26 protein-coding genes and 2 pseudogenes are annotated in these 22,398 nt (G+C 56.3%); 13 read left to right on the top strand and 15 right to left on the bottom strand.

From position 1 onward, the window contains the following. Positions 1-17: 17 nt before the first annotated feature. Together purR and ACMGEE_RS03715 are read right to left on the bottom strand one after the other, a co-directional pair. Entirely contained in the window at positions 18-1,043 is a 1,026-nt protein-coding gene (purR, locus tag ACMGEE_RS03720) for an HTH-type transcriptional repressor PurR (protein ID WP_253454440.1), read from the bottom strand. Between the two features lie 319 nt (positions 1,044-1,362). Then, a complete protein-coding gene (locus ACMGEE_RS03715) occupies positions 1,363-2,139 on the bottom strand; it encodes a C40 family peptidase (protein WP_436829697.1) in 777 nt (258 codons plus the stop codon). 360 nt (positions 2,140-2,499) lie between these two features. On the opposite strand from ACMGEE_RS03715, the gene ACMGEE_RS03710 reads away from it, so the two are divergent. Further along, the gene (locus ACMGEE_RS03710; protein ID WP_125289787.1) at positions 2,500-2,838 is read left to right on the top strand and encodes a Grx4 family monothiol glutaredoxin; all 339 of its coding nucleotides are present in this window, start codon (positions 2,500-2,502) and stop codon (positions 2,836-2,838) included. 61 nt (positions 2,839-2,899) lie between these two features. Here ACMGEE_RS03710 and rnt read toward each other — a convergent pair whose 3' ends face one another. The 4 genes from rnt to eptA form a co-directional block, all read right to left on the bottom strand. After that, entirely contained in the window at positions 2,900-3,550 is a 651-nt protein-coding gene (rnt, locus tag ACMGEE_RS03705; protein WP_253454437.1) for a ribonuclease T, read from the bottom strand. 103 nt (positions 3,551-3,653) lie between these two features. Beyond that, entirely contained in the window at positions 3,654-4,061 is a 408-nt protein-coding gene (gloA, locus tag ACMGEE_RS03700; protein WP_253454436.1) for a lactoylglutathione lyase, read from the bottom strand. A 210-nt stretch (positions 4,062-4,271) separates the two neighbouring features. Beyond that, positions 4,272-5,369 carry an alkene reductase gene (locus tag ACMGEE_RS03695; RefSeq protein WP_370733958.1) on the bottom strand — a complete coding sequence of 366 codons (1,098 nt, stop codon included), beginning with the start codon at positions 5,367-5,369 and terminating at the stop codon, positions 4,272-4,274. 60 nt (positions 5,370-5,429) lie between these two features. Further along, the gene (gene eptA, locus ACMGEE_RS03690) at positions 5,430-7,097 is read right to left on the bottom strand and encodes a phosphoethanolamine transferase EptA (protein WP_369896021.1); all 1,668 of its coding nucleotides are present in this window, start codon (positions 7,095-7,097) and stop codon (positions 5,430-5,432) included. A 131-nt stretch (positions 7,098-7,228) separates the two neighbouring features. Here eptA and ACMGEE_RS03685 point away from each other — a divergent pair, with 131 nt between their 5' ends. Next, positions 7,229-7,468, top strand: coding sequence for a DUF1289 domain-containing protein (locus ACMGEE_RS03685; RefSeq protein ID WP_253454433.1), 240 nt, complete (start codon positions 7,229-7,231; stop codon positions 7,466-7,468). Between the two features lie 74 nt (positions 7,469-7,542). Further along, positions 7,543-8,061 (top strand): superoxide dismutase [Cu-Zn] SodC, encoded by a 519-nt coding sequence (gene sodC, locus ACMGEE_RS03680; RefSeq protein ID WP_436829696.1) that lies wholly within the window; start codon positions 7,543-7,545, stop codon positions 8,059-8,061. Between the two features lie 39 nt (positions 8,062-8,100). On the opposite strand, the gene ACMGEE_RS03675 is transcribed toward sodC, so the two are convergent. From ACMGEE_RS03675 to ACMGEE_RS03660, 4 genes are read right to left on the bottom strand one after another with little or no spacing between them, the layout of a single operon-like run. Next, entirely contained in the window at positions 8,101-8,430 is a 330-nt protein-coding gene (locus ACMGEE_RS03675; protein WP_301253228.1) for a NirD/YgiW/YdeI family stress tolerance protein, read from the bottom strand. 58 nt (positions 8,431-8,488) lie between these two features. Next, positions 8,489-10,492, bottom strand: a complete 2,004-nt coding sequence (locus ACMGEE_RS03670) for an FUSC family protein (protein WP_369896017.1) — start codon at positions 10,490-10,492, stop codon at positions 8,489-8,491. After that, positions 10,489-11,346 carry an efflux RND transporter periplasmic adaptor subunit gene (locus ACMGEE_RS03665; RefSeq protein WP_253454429.1) on the bottom strand — a complete coding sequence of 286 codons (858 nt, stop codon included), beginning with the start codon at positions 11,344-11,346 and terminating at the stop codon, positions 10,489-10,491. Before ACMGEE_RS03665 ends, ACMGEE_RS03670 begins: the two co-directional genes overlap by 4 nt. After that, positions 11,343-11,582, bottom strand: a complete 240-nt coding sequence (locus ACMGEE_RS03660) for a DUF1656 domain-containing protein (protein WP_253454428.1) — start codon at positions 11,580-11,582, stop codon at positions 11,343-11,345. The genes ACMGEE_RS03665 and ACMGEE_RS03660 overlap by 4 nt, the downstream gene beginning before the upstream one ends. A 149-nt stretch (positions 11,583-11,731) precedes the next feature. Here ACMGEE_RS03660 and slyA point away from each other — a divergent pair, with 149 nt between their 5' ends. Further along, a complete protein-coding gene (slyA, locus tag ACMGEE_RS03655; protein WP_253454427.1) occupies positions 11,732-12,166 on the top strand; it encodes a transcriptional regulator SlyA in 435 nt (144 codons plus the stop codon). Between the two features lie 27 nt (positions 12,167-12,193). On the opposite strand, the pseudogene slyB (ACMGEE_RS03650) reads toward slyA, so the two are convergent. Next, positions 12,194-12,367: pseudogene (gene slyB / locus ACMGEE_RS03650) on the bottom strand (outer membrane lipoprotein SlyB); the annotation flags it as partial. Positions 12,368-12,369: 2 nt separating this feature from the next. Here slyB (ACMGEE_RS03650) and ACMGEE_RS03645 point away from each other — a divergent pair. The 4 genes and pseudogenes from ACMGEE_RS03645 to ACMGEE_RS03630 all read left to right on the top strand — a co-directional run. Then, positions 12,370-12,734 (top strand): annotated as a pseudogene (locus ACMGEE_RS03645) (transposase); the annotation flags it as partial. Positions 12,735-12,911: 177 nt separating this feature from the next. Further along, on the top strand, positions 12,912-13,400 hold the full coding sequence (gene tssD, locus ACMGEE_RS03640) for a type VI secretion system tube protein TssD (protein ID WP_436829695.1): 489 nt from the start codon (positions 12,912-12,914) through the stop codon (positions 13,398-13,400). Continuing rightward, positions 13,379-13,762 (top strand): tlde1 domain-containing protein, encoded by a 384-nt coding sequence (locus tag ACMGEE_RS03635; RefSeq protein ID WP_367652761.1) that lies wholly within the window; start codon positions 13,379-13,381, stop codon positions 13,760-13,762. The genes tssD and ACMGEE_RS03635 overlap by 22 nt, the downstream gene beginning before the upstream one ends. Then, positions 13,759-14,340, top strand: coding sequence for a hypothetical protein (locus ACMGEE_RS03630; RefSeq protein ID WP_436829694.1), 582 nt, complete (start codon positions 13,759-13,761; stop codon positions 14,338-14,340). Before ACMGEE_RS03635 ends, ACMGEE_RS03630 begins: the two co-directional genes overlap by 4 nt. 223 nt (positions 14,341-14,563) lie before the next feature. Here ACMGEE_RS03630 and slyB (ACMGEE_RS03625) read toward each other — a convergent pair whose 3' ends face one another. Then, entirely contained in the window at positions 14,564-15,031 is a 468-nt protein-coding gene (gene slyB, locus ACMGEE_RS03625) for an outer membrane lipoprotein SlyB (RefSeq protein ID WP_253461006.1), read from the bottom strand. A gap of 273 nt (positions 15,032-15,304) precedes the next feature. On the opposite strand from slyB (ACMGEE_RS03625), the gene anmK reads away from it, so the two are divergent. The 5 genes from anmK (at position 15,305) to pdxY (ending at position 19,830) form a co-directional block, all read left to right on the top strand. Beyond that, a complete protein-coding gene (gene anmK, locus ACMGEE_RS03620) occupies positions 15,305-16,426 on the top strand; it encodes an anhydro-N-acetylmuramic acid kinase (protein ID WP_301253237.1) in 1,122 nt (373 codons plus the stop codon). A 20-nt stretch (positions 16,427-16,446) separates the two neighbouring features. Continuing rightward, positions 16,447-16,752, top strand: a complete 306-nt coding sequence (locus ACMGEE_RS03615; protein WP_253454425.1) for an MliC family protein — start codon at positions 16,447-16,449, stop codon at positions 16,750-16,752. A 60-nt stretch (positions 16,753-16,812) separates the two neighbouring features. Next, positions 16,813-17,466, top strand: a complete 654-nt coding sequence (gene pdxH, locus ACMGEE_RS03610; RefSeq protein WP_253454424.1) for a pyridoxamine 5'-phosphate oxidase — start codon at positions 16,813-16,815, stop codon at positions 17,464-17,466. Between the two features lie 134 nt (positions 17,467-17,600). Beyond that, complete coding sequence (tyrS, locus tag ACMGEE_RS03605) at positions 17,601-18,875, top strand: tyrosine--tRNA ligase (RefSeq protein WP_253454423.1); 1,275 nt, start codon at positions 17,601-17,603, stop codon at positions 18,873-18,875. Between the two features lie 94 nt (positions 18,876-18,969). Further along, positions 18,970-19,830 carry a pyridoxal kinase PdxY gene (gene pdxY, locus ACMGEE_RS03600; RefSeq protein WP_125289802.1) on the top strand — a complete coding sequence of 287 codons (861 nt, stop codon included), beginning with the start codon at positions 18,970-18,972 and terminating at the stop codon, positions 19,828-19,830. Between the two features lie 33 nt (positions 19,831-19,863). On the opposite strand, the gene ACMGEE_RS03595 is transcribed toward pdxY, so the two are convergent. The 3 genes from ACMGEE_RS03595 to ACMGEE_RS03585 all read right to left on the bottom strand — a co-directional run bounded on the left by ACMGEE_RS03595 (position 19,864) and on the right by ACMGEE_RS03585 (position 22,306). Continuing rightward, positions 19,864-20,604 (bottom strand): NADPH-dependent oxidoreductase, encoded by a 741-nt coding sequence (locus tag ACMGEE_RS03595; RefSeq protein WP_253454422.1) that lies wholly within the window; start codon positions 20,602-20,604, stop codon positions 19,864-19,866. 86 nt (positions 20,605-20,690) lie between these two features. Then, positions 20,691-21,296, bottom strand: a complete 606-nt coding sequence (gstA, locus tag ACMGEE_RS03590; protein WP_253454421.1) for a glutathione transferase GstA — start codon at positions 21,294-21,296, stop codon at positions 20,691-20,693. 86 nt (positions 21,297-21,382) lie between these two features. Next, positions 21,383-22,306, bottom strand: coding sequence for a LysR family transcriptional regulator (locus ACMGEE_RS03585; RefSeq protein WP_301253240.1), 924 nt, complete (start codon positions 22,304-22,306; stop codon positions 21,383-21,385). Positions 22,307-22,398 lie beyond the last annotated feature (92 nt).

The raw sequence follows: 22,398 nt of genomic DNA, 5'->3' as shown, positions 1-22,398 counted from the left end.
GATGGCCGCCCGTGCGCTTAGCGACGGTAGTCGAGGAAAGGGCCGTCCGCTACGGAGCGACGTTCAATCAGCGTCGGATGCACTTCAATCGTCTGCGGCTCTTCGCGTTTGCTGGTAATACGATCGAGCAGCATATTGAAGGCCGTTGCGCCCAGACGCTCTTTCGGCTGGTGGACGGTGGTCAGCGCGGGGGTAAAGTAGCGCGAGTTGCGCACGTTATCATACCCGATCACCGAAATATCCTGCGGTACGCGCAGGCCCATCTCGTCTGCGGCGCAAATCGCGCCCATTGCCATTACATCGCCGCCGCAGAATACCGCGGTAGGACGCTGTTTTTGCGCCAGCAGCTGCTGCATAGCGCGATAGCCCGATTCCGGCTCAAAATCGCCCTGAACCAGCCACTCTTCGCGCAGCGTAATCCCCGCTTCGTTCAGCGCCTTGAGGAAGCCGGCATGACGACCGCCGCCGGTATTGCGCTCCATATGGCCCGGGATCACGCCGATATCGCGGTGGCCGCGATCGATCAGATAGCGGCCTGCCAGATAACCGCCTTCAAAAGCGTTATCGAGAATAGTGTCGGTAAAATCGCCGCGCGACTCGCCCCAGTCCATGACGACCATCGGGATGTTGCGGTGATCTTCCAGCATCTTAATCAGCTCATCCGGGTACTCGGCGCACATAACCAGCAGGCCATCGACGCGTTTTTGCGCCATCATCGACAGATAGGCCTGCTGCTTTTCCAGTTCGTTATGCGCGTTGCCCAAAATCAGCGTATAGCCTTTGGCAAAACAGCTGTGTTCGACCGCCTCAATAATTTCGGCGAAATAGGGCGCCTCGCTGGAGGTCGCCAGCAGGCCAATGGTTTTGGTGTTATTGACCTTCAGGCTGCGGGCCACGGCGCTGGGCGAATAGTGCAGCGCTTTGATCGCTGCCCAGACGGCTTCCCGCGTGTCTTCAGCGACAAAGCGGGTTTTATTAATGACGTGGGACACCGTGGTGGTTGAGACACCGGCGCGTTTGGCCACATCTTTTATGGTTGCCATGGAAAAAGACTCCTGCGCTGTTCAATAAGTCACTGAAAAGCGGTTTGTTAAACGATTGCCTGGAATGATGATAATCCTGATATAAGTTGCGCATAATTTGTTGCGGAATGGTTATACCAGGAGGGAGTTCAGGGTGGCGAAACAGACTTGAGCAGAGCGTCATGTCGGCTAAATGCCTGTTGCGCAACAAACCGTGGATTCTAACAAGAGCAGGCGCAGAACACGAGGGTTTTAGGGCAACAGGCGAACATTTTGCGCAAATAAGAGTAAACCGGCCCGGATCGTTTGCGCGATCCGGGCCTCCAGCCTGCTGAGTGGGCTAGCGGATAGTTTTCGGCGTCATGACGCGGCGAGCGCCGACGTAGTGCTGCTCCCAGTAATCTTCGCTGAGCATACTCACCTGGATATCCTTGCCGGTACGCGGCGACTGGATAAACTTGCCGTTGCCCAGGTAAACGCCAACGTGATCCGCCGAGGCGCGGCCGTTGATGCTGAAAAATACCAGATCGCCTTTTTCCAGCTCGTTGCGCTTGATCGAAGCCGCATCCCGCAGATGGTACATTTCGTTAGCGGTGCGAGGGATCTTAAACTTCACCAGATCTTTATAGGCATACCAGACCAGACCGCTACAGTCGAAACCGGTCTTGGGCGAGGTGCCGCCCCAGAGATAGGGCTTGCCCAGCTGGTTCATCAGCTTGCTCATCGCCGTTTCGCGGGCTTTCTGATAGCGGGCGCGATGCGCTTTGCTGAGCTTAAGCGGGGCCGAGCCGCTGGTTAAGGCTTCCGTCTCTTCGTTGCGCAAGCGATGACGACCATAGCGTTTCTTGGGCGGCAGCGCAGCGGCGACGGTCTGCGTTTTTTTGCGCAGCTTAAACTTTTTAGCAAGGGGCGAACGGCTTTTGGTTGGGCTGGCTTCTTTTACTTTACGTGTAGAGGTTTTCACCGGGCGGCGCTTGCGGCGATCGTCTTCACGAGCAGGCGTGGCGCTGTCTGCTTTGTGGTGGTCCGCTTTAACGGCAGCGTGTGGCGATGCGTGCGCCACAGACATAAACAGCTGGGCAAAGGCCAGCATCAGCAACGTGATGAGTAAACGCATCTTTACCATTAACAGTTTGTGCTCCCGCCAGTGGCAAGAGCATGGCTAAATAAGGAGATCTGCGCCTGGGCAGTCAGTCAGGACGATTCTAATCGAACTCTTTACTAAAAAGTAAGGCCTTTTTTGTTTCAATCGTCGCAAAGCGGTAAAAGCTGTAAAATTTAGCCTGTTCAAACATTTATCTGCGCAAATTTGCCGCTGATATTTACAGTTAACGCAGCGCCGCCGGACCGAAAATGGTATTTTAACATTTTGTTTTCCGACCGTAGCGTCAGCGGGCGACTGAAAATGACATTTTCATCACGCTCGCAGACTCGCTACACTATACAGACACGAAGTAGCCGATTGAGGAAGGCATTTATGAGCACCATTGAGAAGATTGAGCGCCAGATCGCAGAAAACCCGATTCTGCTGTATATGAAAGGTTCCCCAAAACTGCCAAGCTGCGGCTTTTCCGCGCAGGCCGTACAGGCGCTGTCCGCCTGCGGCGAGCGTTTCGCCTATGTCGATATCCTGCAGAATCCGGAAATTCGTGCTGAGCTGCCTAAATACGCCAACTGGCCGACTTTTCCACAGCTGTGGGTAGACGGCGAGCTGGTCGGCGGCTGTGACATCATTATTCAGATGTTTCAGGCGGGCGAACTGCAGCAGCTGATCAAAGAGACGGCGCAGAAATATCCTTCTGACGCGGCAGAATAAAACGTTGCGCTAAGCGAAGAGACTATCGGACAGGCCTGACAATGCGTCAGGCCTGTTTTTTTTAGTCGAGGTTCGCCGTTTCCGCCAGCGGCCAGCCGCCCAGACGTTTCCAGCGATTAACCAGCTCACAGAACAGATCGGCCGTCTGCACGGTATCATACAGCGCGGAATGCGCCTGAGAACTGTCGAAAGGCATTCCGGCGGCCGTACAGGCTTTCGCCAGCACCGTTTGCCCCAGCACCAGGCCGCTCAGCGCGGCGGTATCAAAGGTGACAAACGGGTGGAAAGGATTACGCTTCAGCCCGGCTCTTTCCGCCGCGGCATTCATAAAATTCAGATCGAAAGTGGCGTTATGAGCCACCATGACGGCACGATTGCAGCCCTGATCTTTGATACCTTTGCGCACGGCTTTAAAGATGGCGTGCAGCGCTTCGTACTCGCTGACCGCGCCGCGCAGCGGATTGGCAGGATCGATGCCGTTAAAGGCCAGCGCTTCGGGTTGCAGAACCGACCCTTCGAACGGCTCAACGTGAAAATGGAGCGTTTCGTCTTTCTCCAGCCAGCCATCGTCGTTCATTTTCAGCGTGACGGCGGCCACTTCCAGTAAGGCGTTGGTTTTGGCGTCGAAACCGGCGGTTTCAACATCGATCACTACCGGATAAAAACCGCGAAAACGGCTGCTGAGGGCGTTAAGTTCGTTCGATTCGGACATCAGGATCTCACAGGCGAAAATTGAGCGCGTATTATGGCAAATTTCGGCATGGGTTGCAGCAGGGGAAGGGGAAAGAAGGGTGCCGGGAAGGCACCCCGACGCGTTACGCGCCCAGGCCGTGGCCCGCGTGTTTGTTTTCGATCAGTTCGATTTTATAGCCGTCCGGATCTTCCACAAAGGCGATAATGGTGGTGCCGCCTTTAACCGGGCCGGCTTCACGAGTTACGTTGCCGCCTTCGTTGCGGATACGGTCGCAGGTAGCCGCCACGTCGTCCACGCCCAGCGCGATATGGCCGTAGGCATCGCCCAGGTCATATTTATCCACGCCCCAGTTATAGGTCAGCTCAATCACCGCGCCTTCGCTCTCTTCGGTATAGCCTACGAAAGCCAGCGTGTATTTATATTCGGTGTTTTCACTGGTGCGCAGCAGGCGCATGCCCAGAACTTTAGTATAGAAATCAACGGAGCGTTGCAGATCGCCAACGCGCAGCATGGTGTGAAGTAAGCGCATAACATCCTCTTTGAACAAACGTTATCATCCGATAACAAGCATAGCCTGAATTCCTGCCGTTACGGGAACCAGCAGGCATTCCCGGCGGTAAAACGTCCTTCAGGCCGTTTTACCCGCGTGAGAGAATAGCAGCTATAGCCTGGCGGAAACCAGGAAATGCGTGCTTTCTCGCGCCGTCAGACGTCGGACGGCGATAAAACCCGCAGGCGCTTACAGGAACGGATAGTCCGTGTAGCCTTCTGCGCCGCCGCCGTAAAAGAGTTCCGGGCGTTGCTCGTTCAGCGGCGCGTTCTGCCGCAGGCGCTCGACCAGATCCGGATTGGCGATGTAGTCGCGGCCAAAGGCTACGGCGTCGATCAGGCCTTGTTCAATCAGCGCTTCCGCTTTCTCAGCGCTGTAGCCGCCTGCGCCCACAATCACGCCGGGATAAGCGGCGCGGATCGCCTCGCGGAAGGCATCGCTGTAAGGCTTGCCGCCCGCCCAGTCCGGTTCTGAAATATGCAGATAGGCCAGATTGCGCTTCGCCAGCTCGCCGATGTAGTAAAGCGCGGCGGCTTCCTGATCTTCGCCGTTATCCAGACCGTTAAACGGCCCGAGCGGCGAAATACGAATGCCGATCCGGTCGGCGCGCCAGCCGTCAATGGCCGCATCCACCACTTCCAGCGCAAAGCGCGTGCGATTTTCCATGCTGCCGCCGTAGGCATCCGTGCGCTGGTTAGACGCGGGCGAAATAAACTGATGCATCAGGTAACCATGCGCGGAATGCAGCTCCACCAGGTCAAAATCCGCTTCGCGCGCGTTGATTGTGGCCTGACGGAAATCGTTGATCACGTCGTCGATCTCATCCAGACGCAGCTCGCGCGGCGTGGAGGTCGCTTCACGGATTGTCCGGCCCTGGTCATCGCGCAGAGAGGTGCGGGTTTCGGCATTGATGGCGGAAGCCGACACGGGCGCTTTACCTTCCGGTTGCAGGCTGCTGTGGGAAATACGTCCGGTATGCCACAGCTGCACCGAACTGTGGCCACCTTCCTGATGGATGCCGGCGTTAATCGCTTTCCACGCGGCGATCTGCTCGGCGGTATGCAGGCCGGGCGCGCCGGCATAGCCTTTTGCCTGGAAGGAAATCTGCGTGGCTTCGGTGATCACCAGCCCGGCGCTGGCGCGCTGGCGGTAATATTCACCCATCAGCGGCGTAGGAATATCGCCCGGTTCGATGCTGCGCAGGCGCGTCAGCGGCGCCATAAAGATGCGGTTAGGCACCACAATCGCGCCAAGTTTTAAAGGGGTAAAAAGTTTTTTCAGCTGCATTTATCGCTCCTGGGAAACCGGCTGCCAACCGCCGATACGGCGGTGGCAAAGCCAAAATTTTCAGTGACTATTGAGCGTAGTAGAGAAATTGCCGCTACCTGCAACGGTACGGCACGATCGGATCATATCCAGCGCGGGCTGGTACTCTTTGGTTTCAATATTCATCATTCCCAGCAGCGTATGGAAAACGTTGTCCTGCGACACCGCCGCGCCGGAAGCCTGCCGCAGGCAGGTACTATTGATGCCAAAGGCGCTGGCGTAGCCGTCAGAAAGCCACAGCAGAAAGGGAATATGCGTCTGCTGAGTGGGCGCAATCAGATAAGGCGCGCCGTGCAGATACATCCCGCGTTCGCCCAGCGATTCACCGTGATCGGAAAGATAAATCAGCGCGACGTTGTAGCGGCTGCTGTAGGTCTTCAGCAGGCCAATGGTGTCATCCAGCATCGAATCGGTATAGACGAGCGTATTGTCATAGGTATTGACCAGCGCCTGGCTGTCACAGTCCTGGATCTGGTTACTGTCGCAGGTCGGAGTAAAGGGCCGCTTGTCTGCCGGATAGCGCCGGTAGTAAGCCGGGCCGTGGCTGCCCATCTGATGCAGCACAACTACCGTGTCGTTTTTCATGCTGTCCAGATAGCGATCCAGCCGCCACAGCAGCACGTCGTCAAGGCAGTAATCGTCACGGCAAAAGTTCTTCAGCTGCCAGCGCGTCATGTCGGTATGCGGCACGCGGTCACAGGCGCCCTTACAGCCGCCGTCGTTTTCCCGCCACAGCACGCTGACGCCCGCATGGGCCATTACGTCCAGCAGCCCTTCCTGATGGCGCGCCAGGCTGGCATCGTAATGCTCGCGCGGCATATTGGAAAACATACAGGGTACGGAAATGGCCGTTTCCGTCCCGCACGAAGTGGCGTTGGGATAATAGATGACGTTATCTTTTGCCAGCTTCGGATTAGTGTTGCGCACATAGCCGCCGAGTGAAAAATTTTCCGCCCGCGCCGTTTCGCCCAGCACAAACACCACCAGCGTTTTTTTCTGCTGCGCTAAAATCTGCGGGCCTTTGCGTGCATCCTGGCCGATGCTAATCAGCGTGCGATCGCCGTCAAACCAGCGATTATCAATATAGTGGCCAATGCCGCTGACGATATTGACCGGCGTAATCATCTTCACCAGGCCTTTATTGTTACGGATAAGCGAGGCGTAATCTTTATAAAACAGCGCGGCGACCAGCAGGATCGCCAGCAGCGCAGCCAGGGCCGTGCCGGTGCGAAAAGCGATATTCATCCACCATGGACGCCGCGTTACAATCCTGACCCGCCAGATAAGCAGCGCGGGTAGCAGGCCCAGCAGAAGCAGCCAGAGGATATAGCGCAGGCTGAACAGGGCGGTCGCTTCCTGCAGATCCGTTTCAAACACGTTCTGGATCATATTGGTGTCGATAACGGTGCCAAAGCTGTAAATAAAATAGTTGGCCGCCGCGCTGACGATAGCCAGAAAAATTAACAGGGGTTTTCTGATCCACGGCAGGGCGGCCACGCTAAAAATAAACAGAAATCCGCAGAACAGCACCAGCGGCATGGTGGCAGCGAAAAAATAATCCTTCAGCTCGCTGTAAGGGATACGCTCCCACGCGTGAAAAAAGAACAGCGCATTCGGGATAAGCGTAAAAAACAAGGCAGCATAAAAGTTAAAACTGATTTCATTGCAGCGTAAAGCAGTCAGCTTCATAAAGGTTCATCAGCAGTAAGCGGTGAATGAGCATAGCTTTGTTAGCACAATTAAACATTAACTGAGGCTAAACGATGTTAAAAGACTAACATTAATATTACATTTAAATTTTCCCTGCATAAGGAGCGACGTTGGCCGAACAACTGGAGTTTTTCCCCGTTCCCAGCCCGTGCCGGGGGATCTGTCAGAGCGACGATCGCGGCTACTGCCGTGGCTGCCTGCGTAGCCGCGAGGAGCGCTTTAACTGGATGAAGTTCAGCGATGCGCAAAAACGCGAGGTGCTGCGGCTTTGTCGTCTGCGCTGGCAACGACTGTATCGTGTCGGCAAACCGGCCGAGCCGGACGAACCGGAACAGCCTTCTTTGTTTTAGTAGACAGATTCTTATGCAGTTCTGCCAATAGCGGCCAGGCTTATAGCTTCCACAGCAAAATGTGAGGAAGTGTAATGAGACGTATAAACCTGCTTATGGTATCGCTGGCCTTTTGCGGCCTGGCCCAGGCCGCCAGCGAAAAAGTCGATATCAGGCTTGCCACCCCTGAAGGCGCGGGCGACAGTATTGGCCAGGTAACGATAGCAGAAACGGCCTATGGCCTGAGCTTTACGCCGCAGCTGAAAGATTTACCTGCGGGTATTCACGGCTTTCACGTACACGCCAACGGCAGCTGCGATCCAAAAACCACCGACGGGAAAGCGGTTGCCGCAGGCGCGGCGGGCGGCCATCTCGATCCGCAAAAAACCGGCAAGCATCTGGGACCGTGGCAGGATGGTCATCTGGGCGATTTACCGGCCCTTTATGTGAGCGCCGACGGCACGGCGACCTATCCGGTGCTGGCGCCGCGCATTAAAAAACTGGCGGAAATAAAAGGGAAAGCGCTGATGGTGCATGCCGGCGGCGATAACCATGCCGATCATCCTGCGCCGCTGGGCGGCGGAGGCGGCCGTTTCGCCTGCGGGGTGATCTAACCAAACCGCCGCCGCTCGTCGCGGCGGCAGGTTTATTGCCTAACGCAGCACGCTAATATGATCGACTTCGATTTCGGTATGCCCGCCGTTTTTATCCACGTCGCCGACCACGCGCACGGTTTTGCCAATCGCTAGGTGATTGTCTTCCCACTCGTCATCATCAATGTCGATGCGGATTTTTCCGGTGCTGTCCTGCAGCCAGTAAAGATCGTCGTCGCCTGCATGTCCGGTGATTTTGCCTGTCAGCACCACGCGAGTATCATCGCGCAGCGTTTTCGCCTCTTTAACCGTGACGGTTTTTGCCGCGTGAGCATAAGCCGGCAGAGAACAGGCGAGCAGAAGAACGGTAGCCAGAATTTTTTTCATCATGATCCCTCATTCGTTAAACTCCATGTAAGCGTGGCCAGTATAAATGAAAAATTCGGTGTTATGTCAATGTCGAAGCCTGCTGAAGCTGTGAGAGCGAGCAGTAAAGCCGCCAGGCAATACCCGCCAGTTCCGTTTCGCTTTTTGTTTTGCCCGCCGCCAGCAGATCCAGATTTTCCTGCAGTTCCTTTAGCGTCTCTTCCAGCGCGGGCTGCTGTACGCCTTTACCGCTGATAATACGATGCAGATTGCTCAGCATGGCGTCCCGCACCGCCAGCAGCGCGGGCGAATCGCATTGCCAGTCGCGCAGCTGCCAGACAATATGCGAACAGTTCAGCAGCACCACGCCCCAGCGCAGCAGCCACAGCCTGGCCGGCTCGTCACGGCTGGCGTTCAGCTGGTTGACCCGATAGTAAATCAGCGACTCAAAGCGGCTCTGGCTAAGGTGCGGCCTGCGGCTGAGCTGATCGAGAAACTCGCGGCGCAGCGCCCGGATATGGCGGCGGCTGCGCCGCTTGTCGGAACTGGGCCGCAAAATAAGAAAAGCCAGCCACGCAAGCAGCACGCCGCACACCTTGGCGATATTATTGTTAATAAAGCTTTGATAGTCATAGGTGGGCGGATTGGTAACGGCAAGAAACGAGCCGCCAAACACAATCAGCTGGCCCCACAGCGCGGCGCGCTTTTTCTGCTGCACCTTGAAAAGCTGTAGCGTGACCAGCAGCGGAAACAGCAGCAGCAAAAACTGCCACAGCACGCTGATTTGCACCATCAGGCCGAACTTGATGATAAAGCTGAACACGGAAAGCAGCAGCAGCGTTTTCAGCAGCAGCGACACGCTGCTGACGGGCGAAGGCACGGAGGAGTAGAGCACGCAGCTGATGGCGGCCAGCGTTAACGCTGCCGAGCCCGCATCCCACTGGGTGGCGATGGTAAAAGCGCAGCCCAGCACGATCACGCTAAAGGTGCGCAGGGCGCTCCAGCTGGCTTCCGCGCTGTCGCTATGCCTGGCGAGCGCCGGGGCGGCGGGCGGTGCGAGGCGGGTATCGTCGTCGGCCTGTTCAAACAGCCGCAGCCAGCGGCGGATATTCAGCCACAGCCAGCAGAAATAGCGCAGACGATGCCAGAAAGCCTGATAGCGATAGTCGCTTTGATCCTGCGGCGCGGCGCTGGCGAGCAGTCGCGCCAGACGATATTTATCGCAGTCGGCGCTCGCCAGCTCATCCAGCAGCTGCTGTACAACGGTATAGAGGCCTTCCGGCGCGTCGGGCCAGTTCAGCAGCATTCGGCGCAGGCTGGAGATCACGCTGGTGAGGCGCAGCTGCTGATGCAGGATATAGTTCAGCACGTTGTTTTGCCGACGAAAGCGATAATGGCTCCAGAACGCCTGAATACGCAGCAGATTAAGCGTGAGGATCTGCCCAATAACGTTTTCATGCGCGCTACGCACATTATCGGTGCTTTCGCGTTGCAGCAGCAGTCGTCCATGATCCAGCAGGCGAAGATGCATCTCTTTCAGCGAGTTAATCAACGTCTCGCCGTCCGAGGTGCTGGGCAGGATCATCATCATCAGGCCGCCGCACAGGATGCCGGTAATCACTTCGCAAACGCGCGCCTGGGTAATCTCCCACAGATCGCCGATTTCCGTAATATTAACCGTGGTAAACACAATAATGGCGGCGGTGTAGCCCGCCAGGGAAAACGCATAGGCAACGTTATTTTGATAATGGTTCTGGATCCAGGTGCAGAGCGCCAGCCAGCCCGCGATAGCCAGCGCAAACAGCCAGGGTTCGTTCAGCGTATAGCCCGCGATCAGCAGCGCCGCGCCCGCGCCCAGCAGGCTGCCCGCAATCCTGCCCAAACTTTTGCTGATTACGCCGCCGACGGTCGGAAAACTCACCACAGCGGCGGAAGTCATCGCCCAGTAAGGCTCGTCCAGCGCCAGCGCATAGGCGATGCTCAGCGCCAGACACATCGCGAGGGCATTGCGCAACGCGTAGCGCCACTGGCCTCGGGTCGCTTTGATCCACGGCAGGTTTTGCCACTCCAGCCACTGCCAGTTCATGGCGCAACGGTGATGGTGCAGGTGGTGCCCGCTACCAGCGGCAAATCTTTTGGCCACGCGGCCAGGCGAATACGCACCGGCACGCGCTGCGCAAGGCGCACCCAGGGCACGTTCGGTTTGATATCGGGAATGAGTGAGCTGTCGCTTTCCACGCTTTGATCGTAAATAGCGCGGCCAATGCTTTCGACCTCGCCGTGCAGCACGCGGTTATCGCTGTAAAGCCGCACGGTCGCGCGATAGCCGGGACGAATATGGCGCAGCTTGGTCTCTTCAAAATAGCCCATCACATAAAAAGAGTGGCTGTCGACCAGCGCGAAGACCGGCGTTCCGCTGGTGGCATAGTTACCGGGCCGCACCACCAGATTGCTGATCCAGCCGTCGGTTGGCGCGGCGATTTGCGTCTGGGTCAGGTTCCAGCGCGCCTGTTCCAGCTGCGCCTGAGCGGCCTTTGCCGCCGCCGCCAGCGACTTCGCGTTCAGCTCGGCCGCATCCAAATCTTCTGCGGAAATCACGTTGCGTGGCAGACTCTGACGCCGCCGCGACTCATGCTGAGCCTTCAGCAGATCGGCCTGTGCCTTCGTCAGCTGCGCCTCGGCGTTCAGCACCGCGATGCGATAAGGCTCGGCGTCCAGCGTCAGCAGCGGCGTGCCTTTGGTCACGAACTGGTTATCTTTTACCAGCAGCGTTTCAATGCGCCCGGAAACCTGCGGCGTGATATTAACCAGCTCGGCGCGCACCTTACCGTCCCGCGTCCACGGTGACTGCATATAAAAATTCCATAGCCACCAGCCTGCGCAAAGCGCGGCGGCGAAGAAGATCAGCGTTGAAAAATATTTTAGCGAGTTGAATTTCATACGAATGCCATCAGTAGCCACAGCGAAGCGCTGACGCAGAGAATAAACAGGGAAAGGTCGAGCAGGGTGGGATGCCAAATCTCGCCGGAATAGATCCAGCTGCGCAACACGGGGTGGATCAGCAGCCAGAGGAAAAACCCGGCCAGCACGGCTTTAAACAGCGGCGGAAAATAGAGCGACGCGCCGAAAACCAGGTCGGTTAGCGGCGAAACAGCCGCCGTAAAAGCATTGTTCACTTAAAGCACTCCTTGTTACCCAGGTCACAGCATAGCTGTAGATTGGCATTACGCTTAATGTGAATGATATTTGTATTCTGTCCTGTAAACTCGCAGAATAGCCTGGAATGAGGCTTGATAGCTAGCAAGCTAATTATAAGGAGAGGAAATTGGATACCCCATTAGGAACGGATCTCGCAAGACTGGTGCGCATCTGGCGATCGCTAATCGACCAGCGCCTGAAACCCCTGGAGCTGACGCAGACGCACTGGGTCACGCTGCACAATATTCATCAGCTGCCGCCGGAGCAGTCGCAGATCCAGCTGGCCAAAGCCATCGGCATTGAACAGCCTTCGCTGGTGCGCACGCTGGATCAGCTGGAAGAAAAAGGGCTGATTACCCGCACCACCTGCGCCAGCGATCGTCGCGCCAAGCGCATCAAGCTGACCGAGGAAGCGGCGCCGATCATTAGCGAAGTCGAGCATGTTATCGACGCCACGCGGGATGATATTTTGGCTGGTATCTCCCAGCAGGAGATCGACCAGCTGGTGACGCTAATCGCCAGGCTGGAAAAGAATATTCTGGATCTGCAAAACCGCGAATAAAAGAACCGGCGATTGCCGGTTCCTCGGTTAGCGTGGCGAAACGGTGATCTGGCTGCCGTTGGAAGCCAGCGCGACGCGCTGTCCTACAGCGAAACGGCTGTTGCCCTGTTTCTGCACCACCATAATGGTGTTGCCGTCATCCTTACGGATCTCCAGCTCCACGCCCTGAGTTTTGTTTATGGATCCCTGCACGCCCTGACCGCGCGTACAGTCTGTCGGAAAGGCACGTGATGGCGCTATTGATACGATGCTGGATAAAGTATTTACACGGCTGTCGCCGGGTGATACGCCCGTGCTGCACACTGACCAAGGCTGGCAGTACCAGATGACGGCTTATCAGGACAGGCTCCGGGCGGCAGGCGTGGTGCAAAGCATGTCGTGAAAGGGCAACTGCCTCGATAACGCAATAGCTGAAAGCTTTTTCGGCACGCTTAAATCCTGATGCTTCTATCTGGAAGAATTCAGCAGCATCCCTGCTCTGAAAGAGGCCATTGACGCCTGTATCCACTACTACAACCATGAACGCATCAGTTTGCGCCTCAATGGCCTCAGCCCGGTTGAGTTCCGCTTACTTCAACATTCAACAGGTGGCAGCCTGATCGCAGAGAACACGAGACGAAGGCTGAATGTAGTCGGGGAAATGCATGTTTTATTGACCTGTCTCAATAAAATATCAAACAACATTCCATCATGAAAGATTGGACAGAGGATAATCGCCCATTCAACTAATAAGGGAATTTATTCAATGGCTATTCCGGTTTACCTATGGCTCGAAGATGACAGTGGATCTTCAATAAAGGGCAGTGTCAATGTGAATGGTCGGGAAGGAAGCATAGAAGTTAGTGAACTAATGCACTCTGTAGAACAGCCTACTGATTTTCTGACTGGGAAAGCGACTGCAAAGCGTTTACATAGCTCATATGCTTTCATGAAAGGCATCGATAGCTCATCATCTTATCTTTACAAAGCATTGTCTACAGGTCAGACCCTAAAAAGGGCTGTATTTAAGTTCTATCGCATCAACCACAACGGATTCGAGGAAGAGTACTTCAGGACCACGCTGGAGAACGTGAAAGTAACAGAAATAGAACCGCTCATGATGGATATAAACAATCCTCAATGGGAAAGGCATGACCATCTTGAATACGTTGATTTAGCTTATGAGAAGATCACATGGCATTATCTTGATGGCAATATTATTCATTCTGACTTATGGAAAGGACGGGCTGCATAATGGCGTGGATATATGATGTAAAAACACACACTTTTACCCGTAACGGTGAAACTTATACCGCTGACTATGCCGGAGCGACTGGATATAAAAATGATAGCTCTCAAGAATGTGTGAGCGGGAAAGGCCCTCTTCCCAGAGGGACTTATACAATCGGCTTCCCCCACAATTCCCCTCATACGGGGAAATATACGCTAAACCTTACCCCTAACCTGAGTAATGCAATGTGCGGACGCTCAGCCTTTCGCATACATGGCGCGAGCAAGAGGCATCCACTGGACTCATCCGAAGGATGTATTATCGCCCCCATCAGCGTCAGAAAGAGCATTTGGGCAAGTGGTGACAGGGAGTTAAAGGTGAAATGAAAAATATTGCCCTTGCCCTTGCTGTAATGGCTTCTCCTGCTGCTATGTCTATGCAAATGGAGGGGTTTGGTGCTAACTATTACCAGGATGATGCATCCGTTCCTGAATACAATACTAATAAGGATTTATCGCCTCACGTTATTGTTGGCGACAAGGTGTTTGTTATGGAATACAGCCCCCTTGCAGACATAGCGAAAACTACTGACGTAACCATCAACAAAGGAGATCAAGCCTCATGGCTTTGCCTGAACTCAAAAGGCGTGAACTATTGGTTTATTTCTGATAACGAGATGGGGCAAGGCAATTTAACATCTATAGCAGTAGCCAGAAATGAGAGGACGAAAGGATGTTATTCTTATTCAGATGATTTAAGCGTAACAATCAAGGGGATTCCTTTATTGAATATGACATTGAAAAACATTTCATCATCATTTTCTGACACTTCAGATGCAAAAGTGTTTAGATATTGCAATGACACCAAGATTTATGGTGATTTCACACAGATGAACTGCCTTCAGTACAATCTTAAAGACAAGAATGTAGAGGGTGTAATAATTAGTCAAATTACGACTAACTGAACTTGCATAGGATTATTAAGTCCAAAACTGCCTGTGCGCAACTTTGTAGAGGATTACTGGAACATGTAAGCGATGTGGTTCTGGTTGTTCTATGAAGTCCCCTGAACATCTGCTTATGGTCAGGGGACTGCTCATAAAAAACTGTGTCTAACATTACGGGGGTGCAGTCCACTGAATGGGCTTTATCCGCACTCTGATGATCCGGCGCGAGCCGGTTCCTCGGTTAGCGTGGCGAAACGGTGATCTGGCTGCCGTTGGAAGCCAGCGCGACGCGCTGTCCTACAGCGAAACGGCTGTTGCCCTGTTTCTGCACCACCATAATGGTGTTGCCGTCATCCTTACGGATCTCCAGCTCCACGCCCTGAGTTTTGTTTATGGATCCCTGTACGCCCTGACCGGCCACGCCGCCGGCAATTGCGCCTGCCGCCGTCGCCAGGCTGCGGCCCGTGCCGCCGCCAACGGTATTACCCAGGAAGCCGCCGAGCACCGCGCCGCCGAGCGCGCCGATCACATTGCTGTCGTCGCCGCCCTGGATCTGGACGGGACGGACGCCAACCAGCGTGCCGTAAGTGACGCTCTGCACCTGTTTCGCTTCCGAGGCGGTGTAAACGTCGCCGGAAAGCGAGCTGTCATTGGCGCAGCCTGCTAAAGTCACACCGGTCAGTGCTACGATCATCATGCGCTTCAACATCATCAAACTCCTTTCTTTTCCATGTGCTGCAGTCAATTGCGCAGCGATCAATAACCTAATTATATGGTACAGGCAATGCCTGCTGTGTGGTTACGTCAAAAAATTGCTTTAAGCATAGCGCAGTGCGGGTAAACCTGAAATCAATGCCGGCGCGGAAAGCGCAGTAAAAATTCTGTCATCATGTAAAAATGCACAGTTAATCATAGAATTGCTGCACCGTTTTTGCGACGCTGTACCCAGGTTTGATATTCCCACAGCGGGTAAGGGACTTTGATGAGATCGGGACGTTATATAGGCGTAATGTCAGGAACCAGTCTGGACGGCGTGGACGTGGTGCTGGCCGCAATTGACCCGCAGATGGTGGCGCAGCAGGCCAGCTACTGCCATCCCATGCCGCTGGCGCTGCGCCAGGAGATCCTGGCGGTCAGCCAGGGGCAGTCGCTGACGCTTTCCCGGCTGGGGCAGCTGGATACGCGGCTGGGCCGGCTGTTTGCCGAAGCGGTACAGGCATTGATCGAGCGCGAAGGGCTGGAGAAAGAGGATATCGCAGCCATCGGCTGCCACGGGCAGACCGTCTGGCACGAGCCGCTGGGCGACGCGCCTAATACGCTGCAAATCGGCGACAATAACCAGATAGCCGCGCTGACCGGCATTACGGTGGTGGGGGATTTTCGCCGCCGGGATATGGCGTTAGGCGGACAGGGCGCGCCGCTGGTGCCCGCTTTTCATCAGGCAGTGTTGATGCATCCTGAAGAGCGGCGGATGGTGCTGAATATCGGCGGCATTGCCAACCTCTCGCTGCTGCTCCCCGGCCAGCCGGTGGGCGGCTACGATACCGGGCCGGGCAATATGCTGCTGGACGCGTGGATCTGGCGTCACCAGGGTCAGCCTTACGATCGGGACGGCGCCTGGGGCAGCAGCGGCCAGGTAGTGTATCCTTTATTGCAGCAAATGCTGGCGGATCCCTGGTTTGCGCTGGCCGCGCCCAAGTCTACCGGCAGAGAATATTTCAATCCGGCCTGGATCGACCGGCAGCTGGTTAACTTCCCCGGTCTGCCGCCGCAGGACGTGCAGGCCACGCTGGTCGAGCTGACCGCATCCACTATTGCGCAGCAGGTGATGCTGAGCGGCGGCTGCGAGCGGCTGCTGGTGTGCGGTGGCGGCGGTAAAAACCCGCTGCTGATGGCGCGGTTGAAAGCGCTGCTGCCGGGCATTGAAGTCAACGCCACCGATGAGGTCGGCATTCGCGGTGACGATATGGAAGCGCTGGCTTTCGCCTGGCTGGCCTGCCGTACGCTCTCATCGCAGCCGGGCAATCTGCCTTCCGTGACCGGCGCGCGCGAAGCCTCCGTGATCGGTGCAATCTTTCCCGCTAATGTTCAGCGCTGCCGCTGAGTTATCTGAATGGAGCAAAGATGAAAAAATGTTTATTGCTGATGGCCGCGCTGCTGCTGAGCGGGTGTCTACATCAGACGCCTGAAAAAATCAGCCGGCTGCACTATCGCTGCGGCACGCTGCCGCTGTCGGTGCTGCTGGATAACGATCGTGAGGAAGTGAATCTGATTCTGGACGGCAATCCGCTGACGCTGAAGCAGCAGCCCGCCGCTTCCGGCACGCGCTATGCCGATGAAAACTACGTTTTCTGGTCAAAAGGCGACGGCGCTTTTGTGGAGCGCAACGGCAAAATCATCATTGACGACTGCCGGCTCGAAAACCGTTAACTCGTTGAAATTGATTGTGATGAGGCGCACAATGCCTCAACTCTGATAGCGGAAAATCCCATGAATGACGACAGCCTACAGCAGATTGCTCATCTGCGCCGTGAATATACTCGTGGCGGCCTGCGCCGCAAGGATCTGCCTGACGACCCGCTGGTGCTGTTTGAACAGTGGCTGAGCCAGGCGGTTGCCGCGCAGCTGCCGGATCCTACTGCCATGAGCGTGGCGACCGTGGACGAGCACGGGCAGCCTTACCAGCGCATCGTGCTGCTGAAGCATTTTGATTCGCGCGGCATGGTGTTTTACACCAATCTGGGCAGCCGCAAAGCGCAGCATCTGGAAAAAAATCCGCGTATCAGCCTGCTGTTTCCGTGGCATATGCTGGAGCGCCAGGTGATGGTGCTGGGCCGCGTTGAAAAACTGTCAATGATCGACGTGATAAAGTACTTCCACAGCCGCCCGCGCGAAAGCCAGATAGGCGCATGGGTATCGAAACAGTCGAGCCGCATTTCCGCGCGCGGAGTGCTGGAAGGCAAGTTTCTGGAACTGAAGCAGAAATTTCAGCAGGGCGAGGTGCCGCTGCCGAGCTTTTGGGGCGGCTATCGCATTACCATAGACTCAATGGAGTTCTGGCAGGGCGGCGAACATCGTCTGCATGACCGCTTTTTCTACCAGCGCGACAACGAGGCGTGGAAAATCGATCGTCTGGCGCCCTGATTGCGCGAAATAATCCGTTAAGCGCTGGCACAGAGCCCGTCGGCGCTTTATTCTATACCCCTTTTTTTCATCCGCTAGCCAGCGGAGAGCTGTGTACCAGCAAAGGTGCAGACTTTTTTTACACGGAGTCACAGATGGGCAGCAGTAACCTGATTAAACAATTGCAAGAGCGTGGCCTGGTCGCCCAGGTAACGGATGAGGAAGCGTTAGCAGAGCGGCTGGCGCAAGGGCCAATCGCGCTCTATTGCGGCTTCGATCCGACCGCGGACAGCTTGCATTTGGGCCATCTGGTCCCGCTTCTCTGCCTGAAGCGCTTCCAGGATGCCGGTCACCGTCCGGTGGCGCTGGTGGGCGGCGCGACCGGTCTGATCGGCGATCCGAGCTTTAAGGCGGCCGAGCGCAAGCTGAACACCGCGGATACCGTTAACGAGTGGGTGGAAAAGATCCGCGGCCAGGTCGCGCCTTTCCTGAACTTCGACTGCGGCGACAACAGCGCCGTAGCGGCCAATAACTACGACTGGTTCGGCAGCATGAACGTGCTGACTTTCCTGCGCGATATCGGTAAGCACTTCTCCGTTAATCAGATGATTAATAAAGAAGCGGTGAAGCAGCGTCTGAACCGTGACGACCAGGGCATCTCCTTTACCGAGTTCTCCTACAATCTGCTACAGGGCTACGACTTCGCCTGCCTGAACGAGCGCTACGGCGTGGCGTTGCAGATTGGCGGCTCCGATCAGTGGGGCAATATCACCTCCGGTATCGATCTGACTCGTCGTCTGCATCAGAACCAGGTGTTTGGCCTGACCGTTCCGCTGATCACTAAATCCGACGGCACCAAGTTCGGTAAAACCGAAGGTGGCGCGGTGTGGCTGGACGCGAAGAAAACCAGCCCGTACAAATTCTACCAGTTCTGGATCAATACCGCGGACGCCGACGTTTACCGCTTCCTGAAGTTCTTTACCTTTATGAGCATTGAAGAGATCAATGCGCTGGAAGAAGAAGACAAAAACAGCGGTAAAGCGCCTCGCGCCCAGTATGTGCTGGCGGAGCAGGTCACGAAGCTGGTGCACGGCGAAGAAGGCCTGACCGCCGCGCAGCGCATTACCAAAAGCCTCTTTTCCGGCAGCCTGGCGGAAATGACCGAAGCGGACTTTGAGCAGCTGGCGCAGGACGGAATGCCGTTTGTTGAGCTGGAAGCCGGTCAGGATCTGCAACAGGCGATGGTCGACGGCGATTTAGCGCCGTCTCGCGGCCAGGCGCGTAAGCTGATCGAATCGAAAGCGGTAAGTATCAACGGTGACGTGCAGCTCAGCGCGGAATACGCGTTTGCACCGGCAGATCGCCTGTTTAATCGCTTTACGCTGCTGCGCCGTGGTAAAAAGAACTACTGTCTGATCGTCTGGAAATAATGCTTCAGGCGTGAACAGACAAAGGCGCGTCCTGAAGCAGGGGCGCGCCAGCCCGCTTTTAAGCATCCCGTCCCTTTTTTCCGGCAAGGTTTCCATGAAAAACATTCTCTCCGTCCAGTCGCACACCGTTTTCGGCCATGCCGGCAACAGCGCCTCGGAATTCCCGATGCGCCGCATGGGCGCAAACGTTTGGCCCCTGAATACCGTACAGTTTTCTAATCATACCCAGTACGGCCAGTGGACCGGCGTGGTCATGCCTGCCAGCCACCTGACCGATATCGTCAGCGGCATTGCGGCTATCGACCGGCTGAAAACCTGTGATGCCGTGCTCAGCGGCTATCTTGGCTCCGCAGAGCAGGGCGAGCAGATCCTCGAAATCGTTCGTCAGGTGAAAGCGGCTAATCCCGACGCCTGGTACTTCTGCGATCCGGTGATGGGGCATCCTGAAAAGGGCTGTATCGTTGCGCCCGGCGTGGCGGAGTTTCATGCCCGCAGCGCGCTGCCCGCCAGCGATATTATTGCGCCGAACCTGCTGGAGCTGGAGCTGCTCAGCGGTCATGAGGTCAACAGCGTGGAGCAGGCTATCGCCACCGCGCGCGAGCTGATCGCCAAAGGGCCGAAAATCGTGCTGGTGAAGCATCTGGCGCGGGCAGGCCAGCGCAGCGATCGCTTTGAGATGCTGCTGGTCACGGCGGATGAGGCCTGGCATATCAGCCGTCCGCTGGTGGATTTTGGCGTGCGTCAGCCGGTAGGCGTCGGCGATCTGACCAGCGGGCTGCTGCTGGTGGATCTGCTGCACGGTCTGGGGCTGAAAGAGGCGTTAGAGCACATTACGGCGGCGGTCTATGAAGTGATGCTGAAAACCCATGAGATGGGGGAGTACGAGCTTCAGCTGGTGGCGGCTCAGGACAGTATCGCCAATCCCCAGCAGCATTTTGATGCGGTAAAACTCTGATATTGCCGGGCTGAAAGCAGCCCGGCAACCTCATTATTTCTCGTTGCCGAAGCCCTGCTTAAGCAGCGCGGACAGCACGTCCGGGAAATAGATATTTTGATAGTAGCCGGAAACGCTCTCGCTCCAGCTTTCGCCGTCCTGGCGGCCGATATTCTGCCAGTGCTGCACCATCTCCTGATTATAAGCCGCGATATTTTCCTGCAGGCCTTCCGTGCTGTAGCGCTCTTCGTGACGGAAAGTGCTCAGCGGCAGGCGCGGTTTCTGATGCGCCGGCTCATCCACATAGCCAAGCGCCAGCCCGACCACGGGGAAAGTCAGCTCGGGAAGATGCAGCAGCTCAATCATCGCCTGCGGATCGCGACGGATGCCGCCAATCGGCACAATGCCCAGGCCTTCAGCCCGCGCGGCCGTCATCACGGCGCCCAGCGCAATGCCGATGTCGGTCGCGCCGGAGACCACGCTTTCAATACTCTGCTGGGCAATCTGCTCTTTATCGATGGCCGCCATCGCCTGCTGGCTTTTATGCATATCCAGCACAAAGGTGATAAACAGCGGCGCTTTGGCAATCCACGGCTGGCCGCCGGCAATAGCGGAAATCTTGCCGCGAGCTTCGGCATTGCGCGTAATAACCAGCGACACCTGCTGTGAGTTCACCGAGGTTGGCGCACGGTAGGCGGACGCAACAAGACGATCGAGGATAGCGTCATCAATCGGACGATCGGTAAAGCTGCGCTCGCTTTTATGGGCGGTAAGGATATCAATTACGGAACTCATAGTACCTCCAGATGTAATAGCCGCAGAGTATAAGGCATTGCCGCTACGCGGTTTAACACCTTATGCGCTGGCTCATCCGCAGGCCTTCAGTTCAGTCCTTCCGCCTCTAAGGCCTCAATTACGGATGGTCGTGCCGCAACGCGCTGAAACCAGCCTTCCAGCGCCGACAGGCTGGCTATATTCAGCTTCAGCAATTTCGCCCAACGCATTACGGTAAACAGATAGGCATCTGCGGCGCTGAAATGCAGGCCAGACAGCCACTGTTTGTCTTTCAGCTCGCCATCGATCCAGGTGAATTTTTCCTCCAGCTGCTGGCGCAACACGGCTTTATAGTCGTCCGGCGCGGCATCGCTGAACAGCGGCGAAAAGCCTTTATGCAGCTCCGATGAGATAAAGCTCAGCCATTCCAGCGTCTGATAGCGCGCCAACGTGCCGGTCGGCGCCAGCAGCTGACGGTCGGGCTTCAGATCCGCCAGATACTGGACAATCGCTACGCCTTCGGTCAGCACGGTGCCGTCGTCAAACTGTAGCGCGGGGACTTTTCCTTTTGGGTTTATCCGGCGGTAATCTTCCTGTTGCTCGGTGATCCCGGCGGCGGTATCGACCCTGACCAGCGTGAAATCCAGGCCCGTTTCCAGCATCACGATATGCGGCGAAAGCGAACAGGCACCGGGTTTAAAGAACAGTTTCATGGCGTACTCCCTGACTCAGAGGAAAAGATGTTCTTAGCTTAGTGCCGTCTGCTCAAAAAGTCAGCGGCTTTGCGTACGCGGCTGGCTTAATCGATCTCTTTTTCGGGCTGGCCCGGCTTATTGGTCTGAAAACAGGCAAGCTCGGGCAGCGCGGCGCGAGCCAGCTCCCAGAATGCCCGCACGCGGGCGGGCATATATTTGACATTCTGCGTCACCAGCTGCACCGGAACGGCGGCGCAACGAAACGCGGGCAGCACTTCGCACAGCGTTCCCGCCTGTAGATCCTCGTAAACCTGATAGGAGAGCAGGCGGGCGATGCCTTTTCCCGCGCGGGCGGCGATCAGCTGGGTTTCCACCTCGTTAACGGTTAGCCTGGGCGTGATGCGAACGCGCTCCTGCAAGCCAGCGGCGGTAAAGCGCCACGTTTTACTGGCTGTCACACCGGCAATCAGATGGTGATCCGCCAGCGCGGCAGGCGATAAAGGCTCGCCCATGCGGGCCAGATAGTCCGGGCTTGCGACCAGCAGGCGCCGCACGCGGCCGACCTCGACGGCAACCAGCGAAGAGTCGCGCAGCTGCCCAATGCGCACCGCCATATCCAGCCCTTGCTCAATCAGATCCTGATAGCCGTCGTTGAGCTGTAAATCGATTTGGATATCCGGATAGCGCTCCAGAAACGTCAGCACCAGCGGGGCGACATGCCTGCGGCCAAACTGCACCGGCGCGGTCAGGCTAAGCTGGCCGCTGAGCGGATTGCCGTCGCTGGCGGAAAGCGCCTGTTGATAAGCGTCCAGCACGCCTTTTGCCCGTTCAAACAGCGCAACGCCTGCGGGCGTCGGCGCCAGGCGACGCGTGGTACGCTCTATCAGCGTACAGGCCAGGCGCTGCTCCAGCGCGGCCAGCGTGCGGGTTATCGCCGCCGGAGAACGCCGCAGCATGCGGGCCGCCGCTGCCAGGCTTCCCTGCTGCACCACGGCGACAAAGACCGCCAGCTCGTCGAGTTTATCCATCACCGTTTCACTTTATGAAATTATGAATTGCTATCTTTGCCGGTTTACGCCGTTTTCAGCAAGAGTATGCTGGAAAAAACAGAGGAGAAACG

This window comes from Erwinia artemisiae (assembly GCF_051400835.1).
GTDB classification, from domain to species: Bacteria; Pseudomonadota; Gammaproteobacteria; order Enterobacterales; family Enterobacteriaceae; genus Erwinia; species Erwinia aeris.
This window is presented reverse-complemented; position numbering and strand designations above follow the sequence as displayed.

Bases quoted from the DNA above. Each gene is read 5' to 3' on its own strand.
- gstA (WP_253454421.1), bottom strand. From the start codon at position 21,296: ATGAAACTGTTCTTTAAACCCGGTGCCTGTTCGCTTTCGCCGCATATC.
- ACMGEE_RS03715 (WP_436829697.1), bottom strand. From the start codon at position 2,139: ATGCGTTTACTCATCACGTTGCTGATGCTGGCCTTTGCCCAGCTGTTT.
- purR (WP_253454440.1), bottom strand. From the start codon at position 1,043: ATGGCAACCATAAAAGATGTGGCCAAACGCGCCGGTGTCTCAACCACC.
- tssD (WP_436829695.1), top strand. From the start codon at position 12,912: ATGGCTATTCCGGTTTACCTATGGCTCGAAGATGACAGTGGATCTTCA.
- ACMGEE_RS03635 (WP_367652761.1), top strand. From the start codon at position 13,379: ATGGAAAGGACGGGCTGCATAATGGCGTGGATATATGATGTAAAAACA.
- gloA (WP_253454436.1), bottom strand. From the start codon at position 4,061: ATGCGCTTACTTCACACCATGCTGCGCGTTGGCGATCTGCAACGCTCC.
- ACMGEE_RS03710 (WP_125289787.1), top strand. From the start codon at position 2,500: ATGAGCACCATTGAGAAGATTGAGCGCCAGATCGCAGAAAACCCGATT.
- pdxY (WP_125289802.1), top strand. From the start codon at position 18,970: ATGAAAAACATTCTCTCCGTCCAGTCGCACACCGTTTTCGGCCATGCC.
- slyB (WP_253461006.1), bottom strand. From the start codon at position 15,031: ATGTTGAAGCGCATGATGATCGTAGCACTGACCGGTGTGACTTTAGCA.
- ACMGEE_RS03630 (WP_436829694.1), top strand. From the start codon at position 13,759: ATGAAAAATATTGCCCTTGCCCTTGCTGTAATGGCTTCTCCTGCTGCT.
- ACMGEE_RS03585 (WP_301253240.1), bottom strand. From the start codon at position 22,306: ATGGATAAACTCGACGAGCTGGCGGTCTTTGTCGCCGTGGTGCAGCAG.
- ACMGEE_RS03665 (WP_253454429.1), bottom strand. From the start codon at position 11,346: ATGAAATTCAACTCGCTAAAATATTTTTCAACGCTGATCTTCTTCGCC.
- ACMGEE_RS03670 (WP_369896017.1), bottom strand. From the start codon at position 10,492: ATGAACTGGCAGTGGCTGGAGTGGCAAAACCTGCCGTGGATCAAAGCG.
- pdxH (WP_253454424.1), top strand. From the start codon at position 16,813: ATGAATGACGACAGCCTACAGCAGATTGCTCATCTGCGCCGTGAATAT.
- sodC (WP_436829696.1), top strand. From the start codon at position 7,543: ATGAGACGTATAAACCTGCTTATGGTATCGCTGGCCTTTTGCGGCCTG.
- ACMGEE_RS03615 (WP_253454425.1), top strand. From the start codon at position 16,447: ATGAAAAAATGTTTATTGCTGATGGCCGCGCTGCTGCTGAGCGGGTGT.
- ACMGEE_RS03695 (WP_370733958.1), bottom strand. From the start codon at position 5,369: ATGCAGCTGAAAAAACTTTTTACCCCTTTAAAACTTGGCGCGATTGTG.
- eptA (WP_369896021.1), bottom strand. From the start codon at position 7,097: ATGAAGCTGACTGCTTTACGCTGCAATGAAATCAGTTTTAACTTTTAT.
- anmK (WP_301253237.1), top strand. From the start codon at position 15,305: ATGAGATCGGGACGTTATATAGGCGTAATGTCAGGAACCAGTCTGGAC.
- rnt (WP_253454437.1), bottom strand. From the start codon at position 3,550: ATGTCCGAATCGAACGAACTTAACGCCCTCAGCAGCCGTTTTCGCGGT.
- ACMGEE_RS03595 (WP_253454422.1), bottom strand. From the start codon at position 20,604: ATGAGTTCCGTAATTGATATCCTTACCGCCCATAAAAGCGAGCGCAGC.
- ACMGEE_RS03675 (WP_301253228.1), bottom strand. From the start codon at position 8,430: ATGATGAAAAAAATTCTGGCTACCGTTCTTCTGCTCGCCTGTTCTCTG.
- tyrS (WP_253454423.1), top strand. From the start codon at position 17,601: ATGGGCAGCAGTAACCTGATTAAACAATTGCAAGAGCGTGGCCTGGTC.